Source organism: Comamonas sp. CMM03, assembly GCF_019218715.1.
Taxonomy (GTDB): Bacteria; Pseudomonadota; Gammaproteobacteria; order Burkholderiales; family Burkholderiaceae_C; genus Comamonas; species Comamonas terrigena.
Genome location: NZ_JAHUXB010000002.1, coordinates 475,371 through 487,556, shown reverse-complemented (window position 1 = coordinate 487,556; position 12,186 = coordinate 475,371). Strand labels below are relative to the sequence as shown.

The 12,186-nt window shown below is 67.4% G+C and carries 11 protein-coding genes; 3 read left to right on the top strand and 8 right to left on the bottom strand.

Annotated elements, in window-relative coordinates; all coding sequences use genetic code 11:
• Window positions 1–146: 146 nt before the first annotated feature.
• The 3 genes from KW830_RS09080 to KW830_RS09070 all read right to left on the bottom strand — a co-directional run bounded on the left by KW830_RS09080 (window position 147) and on the right by KW830_RS09070 (window position 2,054).
• Window positions 147–719 carry a YceI family protein gene (locus KW830_RS09080; protein ID WP_066540688.1) on the bottom strand — a complete coding sequence of 191 codons (573 nt, stop codon included), beginning with the start codon at window positions 717–719 and terminating at the stop codon, window positions 147–149.
• A 161-nt stretch (window positions 720–880) separates the two neighbouring features.
• Window positions 881–1,453: a YceI family protein gene (locus KW830_RS09075; protein ID WP_066540691.1), complete on the bottom strand. Its 573-nt coding sequence runs from the start codon at window positions 1,451–1,453 to the stop codon at window positions 881–883.
• A gap of 37 nt (window positions 1,454–1,490) precedes the next feature.
• Window positions 1,491–2,054: a cytochrome b gene (locus KW830_RS09070; RefSeq protein WP_218332903.1), complete on the bottom strand. Its 564-nt coding sequence runs from the start codon at window positions 2,052–2,054 to the stop codon at window positions 1,491–1,493.
• A gap of 175 nt (window positions 2,055–2,229) precedes the next feature.
• On the opposite strand from KW830_RS09070, the gene KW830_RS09065 reads away from it, so the two are divergent.
• Entirely contained in the window at window positions 2,230–2,826 is a 597-nt protein-coding gene (locus KW830_RS09065) for a YigZ family protein (protein WP_066540695.1), read from the top strand.
• An 85-nt stretch (window positions 2,827–2,911) separates the two neighbouring features.
• Here the strand turns inward: KW830_RS09065 and KW830_RS09060 are convergent, their stop codons facing one another.
• From KW830_RS09060 to hemC, 4 genes are read right to left on the bottom strand one after another with little or no spacing between them, the layout of a single operon-like run.
• A complete protein-coding gene (locus tag KW830_RS09060) occupies window positions 2,912–4,192 on the bottom strand; it encodes a heme biosynthesis HemY N-terminal domain-containing protein (RefSeq protein ID WP_218332900.1) in 1,281 nt (426 codons plus the stop codon).
• A 15-nt stretch (window positions 4,193–4,207) separates the two neighbouring features.
• Window positions 4,208–5,320, bottom strand: a complete 1,113-nt coding sequence (locus KW830_RS09055) for a uroporphyrinogen-III C-methyltransferase (RefSeq protein ID WP_218332899.1) — start codon at window positions 5,318–5,320, stop codon at window positions 4,208–4,210.
• A complete protein-coding gene (locus KW830_RS09050; protein ID WP_218332898.1) occupies window positions 5,317–6,132 on the bottom strand; it encodes a uroporphyrinogen-III synthase in 816 nt (271 codons plus the stop codon). The genes KW830_RS09055 and KW830_RS09050 overlap by 4 nt, the downstream gene beginning before the upstream one ends.
• Window positions 6,132–7,073, bottom strand: a complete 942-nt coding sequence (gene hemC, locus KW830_RS09045) for a hydroxymethylbilane synthase (RefSeq protein ID WP_218332897.1) — start codon at window positions 7,071–7,073, stop codon at window positions 6,132–6,134. Before hemC ends, KW830_RS09050 begins: the two co-directional genes overlap by 1 nt.
• A gap of 74 nt (window positions 7,074–7,147) precedes the next feature.
• Between hemC and ppc the strand changes: the two genes are divergently transcribed.
• Both ppc and KW830_RS09035 read left to right on the top strand, forming a co-directional pair.
• Window positions 7,148–9,988, top strand: coding sequence for a phosphoenolpyruvate carboxylase (gene ppc / locus KW830_RS09040; protein ID WP_192334703.1), 2,841 nt, complete (start codon window positions 7,148–7,150; stop codon window positions 9,986–9,988).
• Window positions 9,989–10,180: 192 nt separating this feature from the next.
• Complete coding sequence (locus KW830_RS09035; protein WP_083520589.1) at window positions 10,181–10,783, top strand: C40 family peptidase; 603 nt, start codon at window positions 10,181–10,183, stop codon at window positions 10,781–10,783.
• Between the two features lie 64 nt (window positions 10,784–10,847).
• On the opposite strand, the gene KW830_RS09030 is transcribed toward KW830_RS09035, so the two are convergent.
• Window positions 10,848–12,125 carry an amidohydrolase family protein gene (locus tag KW830_RS09030; RefSeq protein WP_192334697.1) on the bottom strand — a complete coding sequence of 426 codons (1,278 nt, stop codon included), beginning with the start codon at window positions 12,123–12,125 and terminating at the stop codon, window positions 10,848–10,850.
• Window positions 12,126–12,186: the final 61 nt, after the last annotated feature.

The following is a 12,186-nucleotide window of genomic DNA, read 5'->3' as shown; positions in this document are numbered from 1 at the left end:
CTTTTACGTATATGCAATGCATTGCACTAAACGGAATTCTAGGAACTGACGGCGCTGTTGGGCAAAGAAAAACCCGCATGCCGGGAGGGCAGGCGGGTGGCAGGCACGGCCGCGTGGGCGGCCATGCAAGGCGGTCGGTGCAGGGCTTACTGCTTGACGGCTTCCAGCTGCAGCACCAGGCGCACGTTCTTGGCAAAGCCCCAGTCCACGCCGTAGTTCACACCCCACTGGGTGCGGTCGATGGTGGCTTCAAAGTCGCCGCCGCAGACTTCACGCTTGAGCATGGGGCTTTCGTAGCAGGTGAACTTGTTGGCCTTGATGGTGATGGGGTGTGTCTGGCCGTTCAGCGTCAGCTGGCCGGTCACTTCCTTGAGCTTGTCGCCGTCGAACACGAACTTGTCGGACACGAACTTGGACACCGGGTACTGGTCGGTGTTGAAGATGTCCTTGCTCTTCAGGTGCTTGTCGAAGGCTGCGGTGCCCGAGTTCACGCTGGTCATGTCCAGCGTCACTTCCACCTTGCCGGTCTTGGCGGCCTTGTCGAATTCCACGGCGCCTTGCTTCTTGTCGAAACGGGCGCGGTTGGTGGAGGCGCCGAAGTGGTCGATTTCGAAGGTGGCGAAGGTGTGGGTGGGGTCGATGGCGTACTGGGCCGGTGCAGCGTGGGCGGCGGTGGCGAACAGGCTGGCGGCAGCCAGAGCAAACAGGGTGGAACGCATGAAGGAATCTCCTGTGTGAAAAATGAATGAGAGAGGGAAAACGGAACCGTGAATCAATGGCTGCCTGTGTGCATGTCGCATTGCCCTGAACGCATCTTGGAAATCAAGATCGCGGTCCTATGCAGCAGAGCGGGTACGCACACCGGTGGCTGTCCAGAACGTCAGAGCTTGCCCACACCGGTCAGTGCCAGCTTGAACTGCACGGTGACTTCGTCGGCCACCATGGAGGTGTCGGCCCAGTCGCCATCGCCGATCTTGAACGACAGGCGCTTGAGCGGCAGGGTGCCGGCAGCGATGGTGGTGGCGCCCGATTGGGTCAGCACCACGGGCACGGACACCTTCTGGGCGTTGCCCTTGATGGTCAGCGTGCCGTCCACCTGGTACTTGCCGCCGCCCAGCGCCTTGACGGCGGTGGAATCGAACGTGGCCTTGGGGAACTTGGCGATGTTGAACCAGTCCGCGCCGAGCAGGTTGCTGTCGGTCTCCTTGGAGCCCATGGTGGCGCTGCCGGTTTCCACGGTGAAGTGGATCTTGCTGGTTTCGGGCTTGGCGGTGTCAAAGCTCACCTGCGCGTCGAACTTCTTGAACTGGCCTTGCAGGGGCACGCCCATCTGCTTGGCGGTGAAGTTGATGCTGCTTTGCGCCGGCACCAGGGCCTGGGCGGCCATGGCGGCGGTGCCCAGCAGGGTTGCACTGGCAAAGAAGGCGGCGCGGAAAGTGGTGCTGAAAGTCATGGTGAACTCCTGACGCTCGAAAAAAACAGGGGACGAATTACGCGGCTTTGCCGGGCAGCATGCGGCGCAGCAGGCCGTCGCGGTCGATGAACTGGTGCTTGAGTGCTGCCGCAATGTGCAGGGCAATCAGGGCGGCCAGCGTGTAGGCGCTGATCATGTGCCAGGGCTTGAGGGCTTCGGCCAGGGCCGGATCGGCCGGCACGAAATTGGGCAGCTGCCACAGACCGAACCACACGATGGGGAAGCCGGCGGCCGAGCTGTAAGCCCAGCCCAGCAGCGGCACCGCAAAGAACAGCAGGTACAGCAGGTGGTGCACGCCATGGTGGGCGAGGTGCTGCCAGCGCGGCATGGCCGCGGCCATGGCAGCAGGCAGTGCGGGCGAGCGGTGGGTAAGGCGCCAGACCAGGCGCAGCAGGCTGAGCACCAAAATGGTGACGCCGGCCCATTTGTGCCAGTTGTAGTACTTCAGGCGTGCCGGGGAAAACGGCAGTCCGGTCATGTACCAGCCAAAGGCCAGCAGGCCGATCAGGCCAACGGCCAACAGCCAGTGCAGTGCGATGGCGGGCAGGCTGTAGCGGGTGGAAGCGGTGGGGGTGGGCATGGTTATGCGTTGTTTTTAAAGCACCTGGCAAGCGGCCATGAAGCGCGACAAGAGATGGAGTGTAGGAAGCAAAGGTGACAAAAAAGTTCAGGCAAATTGACGTGACAGTTCAAAAAGCTTGAATGCCGGAGTGGCCCGCAGTGGGGCCCCAGGCTCAGGTAAGCTCAGCAGCCCTATGGCCCAGACCCTTGCTTCCCCGGCGCACAGTGAATTGATCATCAAGAAAAGCCGTTTCATCGGCTGCGTGCAGCCCATGCGCGACCGCGCCAGTGCCCAGGCCGCCGTGGATGCCTTGTGGAAGCAGCACCCGGCGGCGGCCCACATCTGCTGGGCCTTGCTGGCCGGCGGCCAATCTGCGGCGGTGGATGACGGCGAGCCCAGCGGTACGGCCGGCCGCCCGATGCTGGATGTGCTGCGCCACCAGGAGCTGGAAGGCGTGCTGGCCACCGTGGTGCGCTACTTCGGTGGGGTCAAGCTGGGGGCCGGCGGCCTGGTGCGGGCCTATACCGACAGCGTGGCGCAGGCGCTGATCGGCGCGGAAAAAATCACGCTGCAGCGCATGGCGCTGCTGCAGTGCGAGGTGCCCTATGCCATGGAAGGCTGGCTGCGCCGTGAAATCGCCCAGGCCGGGGCCGAACTGCTGCAGGTGCAGCACGGCAGCATGGTGGCCGCGCAGTGGACCTTGCCGGAAAGTGCCGCCTTCGCCCTGGTGGAACGCCTCAACGATCTGGGGCAGGGACGACTGGGCTGGCTGGAGCACTGGCCGGACTGACGCCGCAGGCAAAGGACGCTCTTTCGCGCCAGGCTGGCGCCGGCGGCGTTCCCTGTCCGTTGTCCGAAGTGGTGGGCCAGGGGGCTTACTTGCCGTGCAGCGCCGCCTGCTTCCAGGCGTGGGCGGCTTCGTCGGGCGCTTCGTGGCGCTCGGCCAGAATGGCCAGGGCCGTCCAGGCGCTGTGCAGCAGTGCCTGGTCCTTGAGCTGCTGGGTAGACTGGCCCAGCAACTGCTGGGCCTTGCCCCATAGCTGGCGCTGCAGGCAGGCCATGCCGGCCAAGTACTGCAGGCGCGGGTTGTGCGGGGCATGCCGCAACGCCGCTTCGATGCGGCCCAGCCAGGCGGCGTCCAGATCGTCCAGGCTTTCCTGCAGGGCCAGGACCAGGCGGGTGCTGTGCTCGCTGTGCAGGCCCTGGGGCTGCTGCAACTGGGCCTCCCAGACCGGCAGCAGCCATTCGCGTGCGGTGGCGCTGTCACCCCCCAGGGCCACCAGGCGGCGGGCGGCGGGAATGGCCAGCTCGGGCGCGCTGCGTTCGCGCGCTTCGGCTTGCGACCAGGCGTGCAGCAGCTGCCCTGCGTCGTGGGCGCTGTGGATCTGCTCCAGCAGCAGGCTGCGCAGCAGGCTGGCCGATGCTTCGGGCGAGAATGCCTTGTGCTTGGCCAGCAGGCGCGCGGTTTCCAGTGCCGGCTGGGTCTGCCGGGCCAGGCGCGTGGCCTTGAGCTTGATGCGCAGTGCAATCGTGCGGCGTGCCGCGCCATGGGGCAGTTCGCCCAGGCGTTCCAGCGCGCCACTGGCGTCGCGGTCGTCCAGTGCCCAGCGGGCCGAGCGCATTTGCGCGCCTTCGCGCAATTCCTGCTGCTGGGTGGTGCCGTTCAGCGGCGCCAGATCCAGCGCGGCGTCCAGGTGTTCGTCCCGGGTGGCCCGGTCCTGCAGGGCATGGGAGCTGTCGGCCGCCGCCATGTGGGCGATGGTGCGCAGCTGCAGCCGGTAGGCCACCGTGGCCTTGTCCTTGTCCAGGCCGTCTTCCAGCGTGAGCGACTGCAGGGCCGCCTTGCGGGCCCGCAGGAAGCGGCCGGCATGCAGATGGGTCAAGGACTCCAGCAGGGCCTGGTGCATATTGCGTTCGCGCTGTTGCAGGCGCCAGCGCTTGGCCTGCAGCGGCAAGGTGACCAGGGCGGAAAAGCCGCGCAGGGCGCCATACAGAATGAAGAATGCCGCCAGCAACAGCAGCACCACCATGTTCAGGGACAGGTCCAGCCGGTAGGGCGGCCAGAACAGCATGACCGAGCCCTGGTTGTTGCCCGCAAACAGGGCGCCAGCCACAGCCAGGCAGAACAGACCGACAAACCACAATGCAGCGCGCATGCTGGGCCTCCCCGGTCAGCGGCTGGAAGCGGCTGTGGCCAGCGCGCTCAGCGTGTCGTTGATGGAAGGCTGCTCGGTCTGGCGCAAATGCGTCTGGATCTGCAGCATCAGGGCCTGGGCGCTTTGCGTGCGGCGGGACTGGCTGTCGAAGTACTTGGCCAGGGCGGTGTTGGCACTTCCCAGATCGGAGCGTGCCGAGTCATATTGGCGCGCCAGCAGGCCCAGGCGGGCATTGAGCAGCTTGAGCTTGAGGTTCTCGCGCAGGAAGAAAGCCTGTTCGGGCGCCAGCAGCACGGCGTCCGGGTGGTCGATGCGACGGATGCGCACCAGATCGCGGGCTTCATCGGCCGAAGCGCTCCAGACGCGCTCGCCCCAATGCTTCCACCAGGCCCATTGGGTGGGGGTGACCGCCGCATCCAGCGCGGGCGGCAGCGGCACACCGGTGCTGGCGCTGCCCTTGGCCAGGTTGGGGGCCTGGGTCACGCTGTTGAGCATGGGGATCTCGTCCACCATGCGCACCAGCTCATCCAGCCGGGCCAGCAGGCCGGCGGTGTCGGTGACCGAGGCACGGGACAGGCGTTCCAGATCCTGTTCGATGGCGCGCTGTACCGGGGCCAGGCGCGGCTGGGCCGTGCGTTCCACACGCTGGGCCGAGCCTTTGAGGGTGGCCACCAGCGGTTCCATGCTGCCGGAGAGCTGGGCCTGCTGCACGGCCATGCGCAGGGCGGATTCGAGGTCGATCAGCAGCGTCTCGTCGCGCGAGCGGGAGACGCTGTGCATCAGCTCTTCGAGCTGGGTGCGTTGCAGGGTGGCGTCCTGCATGCGGGCTTCCACCACGGCCAGGCGGCCGGTGGCGTCGCGCACCAGATCCTGGGACTCACGGGCAAGCGCACGGGCTTCGGTGGCCTGGGTGCCGGACTCAGCCGTCTGGCGTGCCAGTTGCTCCTGCATGCCATCCACCTTCTGCCACAGCAGCACGCTGCTGCCCAGGCCGGCAGCGGCCAGCACCATGGCCACCCAGGCCAGGGGCGAGGGACCGGTACCGGTGCGCACGGGGGCGCCTGGTGGCGTCGGGGGCTGCTCGGAAGATGGGGGGAAAGGAGGGTGCTGTGCGCCGTCGGTGCTCATGACCAGGATTCTATCGACGCAGACACACTTTCCACATCAGGCTTACATTCCAAAACATCGCCAAAGCCCGCGGCGCGTGCCGTGGCGGCGATGCGGGGGTGGGTGGCCAGCGCGCGCTGGCGGCTCCAGTCCTGTGTGGGGTACAGCTGCAGCAGGTGGGCAATGGCTTCCGAGCTGCTGAACAGCCACAGGTCGCGGGCGGCGCAGTGGGCCGCAAGGCGTTGCTGCAGCGCTGGGGTGGCTGCAGGGCATTGGCGGCTGTAGACCCCCACCAGCTCGACCTGTGCACCCAGGCTGCGCAGCTGGCTGGACAGCCATTCGCGGCCAGAGCCCTGGCTGTCGGTGGTGCTGTGGAGGCTGGCACCGCGCACGATCAGCACGCGGTCGCCGGGGCGGATCTGCGGTGCCACGACGGCCCACAGGGATTCGGAATCGAACTGCCGCGCATCGGCGGGCGGACTGTCGATGGCGGAGGCCGCAAGGCCCGCCTGCTCCAGCACCTTGGCGGTGCCGGGGCCGGGGGCCCACAGGCGCAGGCCCTGGGCATGGACGGCCTGGGCCAGGAGGTCAGGCAGGTCGGGGGCGGCCAGCAGGCCGCGCACCGCATTCGGGCTGACAAACATCACGGCCCGGTAGCCCGCCAGTTCCTGGCCCACGCGCTGCAGCGCGGCCAGCGTGGCGGGATCGGCAGCGGGGGCAATGTCCAGCAGCGGCAGCACGGCGGCATCCAGGCCCCGGGCCTGCAGCAGTTGCTGCCAATGCAGCGCCTCCGGCAGGGGACGGGTCAGGATGACGGCGGGCCGCGCGGCCATCACTCCGCCTTGGCGGCGCAGCGGGCGCCCTGGGCCAGCAGCTGTTCGGCCACGGCATTGCCCAGGGCTTCGGCCTGGTCCAGCGTGGTGACGTGGGCCTGCTGGCGCACCTGGATCAGGGCCTGCACGCCTTCGATATCGCCCCAGGCGGCATCCAGCGTCAGTGTGCCATCGTCGGCCAGCAGGGCATGGGCGGCCAGCGGCACGGAGCAGCTGCCGCCCAGGCGGCGGCTGACGGCACGCTCGGCCGCCACGCGCAGCCAGGTGGGCATGTGCACCAGCGGCTGCAGTGCCGCAATCAGGTCCGTGCGGTCGCTGCGCACCTCGATGCCCAGTGCGCCCTGACCGGCAGCGGGCAGCATGCTGCCCGGTTCGAATTCACAGCGGATGCGCTCGACCATGTTCAGGCGCTTGAGACCGGCGGCTGCCAGCACGATGGCGTCGTACTGGCCTTCGTCCAGCTTGCGCAGACGGGTGTCGAGGTTGCCGCGCAGCGGCTCGATCTTCAGGTCCGGGCGCAGGGTCTGCAGCAGCACCTGGCGGCGCAGGCTGGAGGTGCCGACGACGGCGCCCTGGGGCAGCGCATCCAGGCTGGCGTAGCGGGGCGAGACGAAGGCGTCGCGCGGGTCTTCACGTTCCATCACGCAGGCCAGTGCAAAGCCTTCGGGCAGTTCCATGGGCACATCCTTGAGGGAGTGCACGGCAATGTGGGCACGGCCTTCTTCCAGGGCCACTTCCAGTTCCTTGACGAACAGGCCCTTGCCGCCGACCTTGGACAGCGAACGGTCCAGAATCTGGTCGCCCTTGGTGGTCATGCCCAGCAGTTCCACCTGGTGGCCACGTGCGCGCAGCAGGGCCTGCACATGTTCGGCCTGCCACAGGGCCAGGCGGCTTTCACGGGTGGCGATCACAAGAGAGGAAGAAGTGTGGGTAGCAGTCATGGGTTGTCAGCCTTCGGGGCAACTGGGAATGCTAGCATGCGCGCCGACACCATCCGCCACCTGGAGCCTTTTGCATGAATGCAGCAGCCCGCCGACGTTCCGAGTCCCCCACCACCGCGCCCGTCCGCCGTACCGACAAGGACCAGCCGCTGATTGACGATATCCGGCTGCTGGGCCGCCTGCTGGGCGATGTGATCCGCGAGCAGGAAGGTGCCCCCGCCTATGAGCTGGTGGAGCAGGTGCGTCAGCTGTCCGTGGCATTCCGCCGCGACGCGGACCAGGCGGCCAACAAGGCGCTGAAGAAGCTGCTCAAGGGGCTCACGGGCGACCAGACGGTCAGCGTGATCCGCGCCTTCACCTATTTCTCGCACCTGGCCAACCTGGCCGAAGACCGCCACCACATTCGCCGCCGCGAGGTGCATGAGCGCGCGGGCCACAGCCAGGAAGGCAGTGTGGAGGTGGCCCTGTCGCGCATCCGCTGGGAAGGGATCGACACCGATGCCGTGGTGCAGGCGCTGGCCGCCGCCTACGTGGCCCCGGTGCTGACCGCCCACCCCACCGAAGTGCAGCGCCAGAGCATTCTGGCGGCCGAGCAGGACATTGCCCGGCTGCTGGCCGAGCGCGACCTGATCCGAGCCCGGGCCCAGCTGTATGCCAGCAGCAAGGATGCGCTCAGCCCCAGGGAGCTGGCGCAGAACGAGGAGCAGCTCAAGGCCCGCGTGGTGCAGCTGTGGCAGACGCGCCTGCTGCGCCATGCCAAGCTGACGGTGGCCGACGAGATCGAGAATTCGCTGCGCTACTACGAGGCCACGTTTCTGCGCGAGATTCCGCGCATCTACCGCGAAATGGAGCAGCAGCTCGATGGCAAGCGCATCCACAGCTTTCTGCGCATGGGCCAGTGGATCGGTGGCGACCGCGATGGCAATCCGAATGTGACGGCCGAGACCCTGGCGCTGGCACTGCGCCGCCAGTCCGAGGTGGCGCTGCGCCACTACCTGACCGAGGTGCACTTTCTGGGCACCGAGTTGTCCATGGCCGCGCGCCTGGCCGACGTTTCGCCCGCCATGCAGCAACTGGCCGATGCGTCGCCGGACCGCAATGCCCACCGCGAGGACGAACCCTATCGCCGCGCGCTGACCGGCATGTACGCCCGCCTGGCGGCCACGCTGCGCAAGCTGTCGGGCGGGGAAGCCGCCCGCCACGCGGTGGCGCCGCAAAACCCCTATGACACGCCGCAGGAGCTGCTGGGGGATCTGCGCACCATCGAGGATTCGCTGCAGCGCAACCATGGCGGGGCACTGGCAGCACAGCGCCTGTCGCCGTTGATCCGTGCGGTGGAAGTGTTTGGTTTCCACCTGGCCACGGTCGACCTGCGCCAAAGCTCGGACCAGCATGAACTGGTGGTGGCCGAACTGCTGGCGGTCGCCAAGATCGAGGCCGACTACAGTGCGCTGGACGAAGCCGGCCGCCAACAGCTGCTGCTGCGCATGCTCAGCGATGCGCGCCCGCTGCGCGTGGTGGGGGCGGCGTACTCCGCACACAGCCAGGCCGAACTGGCAATCTTTGCCACCGCCCGCCAGGCCCGTGCCGACTACGGCGCCGAAGCACTGCGCCACTGCATCATCAGCCACACCGAATCGGTCAGCGACCTGCTGGAAGTGCTGCTGCTGATGAAGGAAGTGGGGCTGATGCGCGGAACGCTGGACAGCAGCGAAGCCGTGGCCGACATGGTGGTGGTGCCGCTGTTCGAGACCATTGGCGATCTGCGCCAGGCGGCGTCCATCATGCAGGCCTATTACGACCTGCCCGGCATTGCCGCGCTGTGGAAGCGCTCCGGCGCCGAGCAGGACATCATGCTGGGCTACAGCGACAGCAACAAGGACGGCGGCATCTTCACCAGCAACTGGGAGCTGTACCAGGCCGAATCGGCACTGGTGCAGGTGTTCGATCCGCTGGCGGCGCAGTACGGCATCCGCCTGCGCATGTTCCACGGCCGGGGCGGTACCGTGGGCCGGGGCGGCGGCCCCAGCTACCAGGCCATCCTGGCGCAGCCGCCGGGCACGGTGCGCGGCCAGATCCGCCTGACTGAGCAGGGCGAGGTGATTGCCTCCAAATATTCCAACCCGGAGATCGGCCGCCGCAATCTGGAAACCCTGGTGGCCGCCACGCTGGAAGCCACGCTGCTGCAGCCCACCAAGCTGGCGGGCAAGCCTTTTCTGGTGGCGGCCGAAGCGCTGTCGCAGTCCAGCATGGCGGCCTACCGCAAGCTGGTGTACGAGACCCCGGGCTTCACCGATTACTTCTTCAGCGCGACACCGATCCGCGAGATTGCCGAGCTGAACATCGGTTCGCGCCCGGCCTCGCGCAAGCCTTCGCAGAAGATCGAAGACCTGCGCGCCATTCCCTGGGGCTTCAGCTGGGGCCAGTGCCGTCTCACCTTGCCGGGCTGGTACGGCTTCGGCACGGCGGTGCACGAGTTTGTCCATGCCAAGGGGCAGGACCCCGCCAAGCAGCAGGCCCTGCTGCGCCGCATGTGCAAGCAGTGGCCGTTCTTCCGCACGCTGCTGTCGAACATGGACATGGTGCTGGCCAAGAGCGATCTGGCGCTGGCATCGCGCTACAGCGATCTGGTGCCCGACGCCAAGCTGCGCAAACGCATTTTTGCGTCCATCCAGGCCGAATGGCACCGCACGGCCGAAGCGCTGGAAATGCTGACCGGCGAGAAGGACCGCCTGGCACACAACAGCGCGCTGGCACGCTCCATACGCCACCGCTTCCCCTACATCGACCCCTTGCACCACCTGCAGGTGGAACTGGTACGCCGCTGGCGCGATGGGGCGGGCGATGAGCGGGTGAAGATGGGTATCCATATCTCCATCAACGGCATTGCGGCAGCGCTGCGCAACACGGGCTGACAGGGCCTTTGCGGCGCCCGCTGCGGCGCTGTGTGCCGGGAGCTGGCGCCATGCTGCGCGCGGGCGATGGCCTGGGGTGGCAGGCGCCGGTGTGCGTCAGGGCCGGCACGCTGAAACCGCCATGGGCTAAAGCCCAGCGGGCTTGCGGGCCATGCTCCCGTGCTGATAGCGGGCAGCGCCATAATGCGGCCCATGCACCAAGCTCCCATCCCGTTGTCCACGGCGTGCGGTTCTGACCGTGCCGCATCGCCGCCTGCTCCTCAATGGCCTGCCCGCCGCCTGCTGTTGCTGGGCGCAGCGGCGACGGCCGCCGTCCTGGCCGGCTGCGCCAGCAGCGGCAAGCGCAGCAGCTCGGCGGCCGCCGTGCCCAAGGCGCGCGGCGGCGGGGTGCCCGCGGTGAACCCGCTGGCGCTGAGCAGCGATCTACGGGAAGCCTTGCTGGCGCGGACCATGCTGGTGGTCAACACCCCCTATACCTATGGCGGCAACAACCCGGAAGGCGGGTTTGATTGCAGCGGGCTGATCCAGTGGGCCGTCGCGGGCATCCATGCCAGCCGCCTGCCGCGCACCACGGCCCAGTGGGCCCAGGCCAGCAGCCCGGTCAACCGCGATCTGCAGCGCGGCGACTTCGTGTTCTTCAACACCCTGGGCGGCGCGTATTCGCACATGGGCATTTATGTGGGCAACGGCCAGTTTGTGCATGCCCCGTCCAGCGGCGGCACCGTGCAGCGGGTGCGCATGGACAACGTCTACTTTGCCAAGCGCTTCACCGAAGCACGCAGCATCTTCGCCTGAAGACGACACCCCACCCAAAACGGCCTGCGATGGCAGGCCGTGGGCCGCTGATCGCTGACCGCGCTCAGCCCTGGTGCAGCAGAGTGGTCTGTACCGGGCGGCCGGGCAGGTTCAGCGTGGCCACCGGTGCCGGCGTGCTGGCAATGCGCTGGCCGCGGCGCCACACGCCCAGGCGGGCACTCTTCAGGCGCAGGGCTTCGACCGGGTCCTTGGCGTGCAGCAGCACGAAGTCGGCGTTGCAGCCGGCCTGCAGGCCGTAGCCTTCCAGACCCAGCAGCTGGGCAGGGTTGCGGGTGATGGCATCGAAGCACTGCTGCATGCCTTGGCGGCTGGTCATCTGCGCCACATGCAGGCCCATATGGGCCACGTCCAGCGCATCGCCGCTGCCCAGGCTGTACCAGGGGTCCATCACGCAGTCATGGCCGAAAGCGACGGTGAGGCCGGCGGCCATCAACTCAGGCACGCGGGTCATGCCGCGGCGCTTGGGGTAGGTGTCGTGGCGGCCCTGGATGGTGATGTTGATCAGCGGGTTGCTGACCACGCCCAGCTGGGCTTCGGCCATCAACGGAATCAGTTTGCTGACGTAGTAGTTGTCCATGCTGTGCATGGAGGTCAGGTGCGAGCCGGTGACGCGGCCGTGCAGACCCAGGCGCTGCGTGTGGTAGGCCAGGGTCTCGACATGGCGCGACAGCGGGTCATCGGACTCGTCGCAGTGCATGTCCACGCGCTTGCCCAGCTCCGCCGCCAGTTCGCACAGCTGCTTCACGCTTTCGGCACCATCGGCCATGGTGCGCTCGAAGTGGGGGATGCCGCCGACCACGTCGACCCCCATGGCCAGCGCGCGCTTGAGGTTGTCCATGCCGCCCGGGGTGCGCAGCACACCGTCCTGGGGGAAGGCGACCAGCTGCAGGTCGATGTAGGGTGCCACGCGCTTCTTGACGTCCAGCATGGCTTCCACCGGCAGCAGGCTGGGGTCGCTGGTGTCCACATGGCTGCGGATGGCCAGCAGACCGCGCGCCACCGCCCAGTCGCAATAGGCCAGGGCGCGTTCCACCAGGGCGTCGTGCGTCAGCTGGGGCTTGAGCTCGCCCCACAGCGCAATGCCTTCCAGCAACGTGCCGCTTTCGTTGACGCGCGGCATGCCGTAGCTCAGCGTGGCGTCCATGTGAAAGTGCGGGTCCACAAAGGGGGTGGACAGCAGCAGACCTTGTGCATCCACCGTTTCGTGTGCAGGGGCCTGCAGGCCTTCGGTCACTTCGGTGATCTTGCCGTCCTGCACGGCCACGGACATATGGGTGCGGCCGTCGGCCAGCGTAGCATGGGTGATCAGTAAGTCCAGCATGGGTGTTTCTCTTGGTCGGTGGAGTTGGTCGCTCCCGCACTCGGAAGGTGCAGCAGCGGCC

Bases quoted from the DNA above. Each gene is read 5' to 3' on its own strand.
- KW830_RS09080 (WP_066540688.1), bottom strand. From the start codon at position 719: ATGCGTTCCACCCTGTTTGCTCTGGCTGCCGCCAGCCTGTTCGCCACC.
- KW830_RS09075 (WP_066540691.1), bottom strand. From the start codon at position 1,453: ATGACTTTCAGCACCACTTTCCGCGCCGCCTTCTTTGCCAGTGCAACC.
- KW830_RS09070 (WP_218332903.1), bottom strand. From the start codon at position 2,054: ATGCCCACCCCCACCGCTTCCACCCGCTACAGCCTGCCCGCCATCGCA.
- KW830_RS09065 (WP_066540695.1), top strand. From the start codon at position 2,230: ATGGCCCAGACCCTTGCTTCCCCGGCGCACAGTGAATTGATCATCAAG.
- KW830_RS09060 (WP_218332900.1), bottom strand. From the start codon at position 4,192: ATGCGCGCTGCATTGTGGTTTGTCGGTCTGTTCTGCCTGGCTGTGGCT.
- KW830_RS09055 (WP_218332899.1), bottom strand. From the start codon at position 5,320: ATGAGCACCGACGGCGCACAGCACCCTCCTTTCCCCCCATCTTCCGAG.
- KW830_RS09050 (WP_218332898.1), bottom strand. From the start codon at position 6,132: ATGGCCGCGCGGCCCGCCGTCATCCTGACCCGTCCCCTGCCGGAGGCG.
- hemC (WP_218332897.1), bottom strand. From the start codon at position 7,073: ATGACTGCTACCCACACTTCTTCCTCTCTTGTGATCGCCACCCGTGAA.
- ppc (WP_192334703.1), top strand. From the start codon at position 7,148: ATGAATGCAGCAGCCCGCCGACGTTCCGAGTCCCCCACCACCGCGCCC.
- KW830_RS09035 (WP_083520589.1), top strand. From the start codon at position 10,181: ATGCACCAAGCTCCCATCCCGTTGTCCACGGCGTGCGGTTCTGACCGT.
- KW830_RS09030 (WP_192334697.1), bottom strand. From the start codon at position 12,125: ATGCTGGACTTACTGATCACCCATGCTACGCTGGCCGACGGCCGCACC.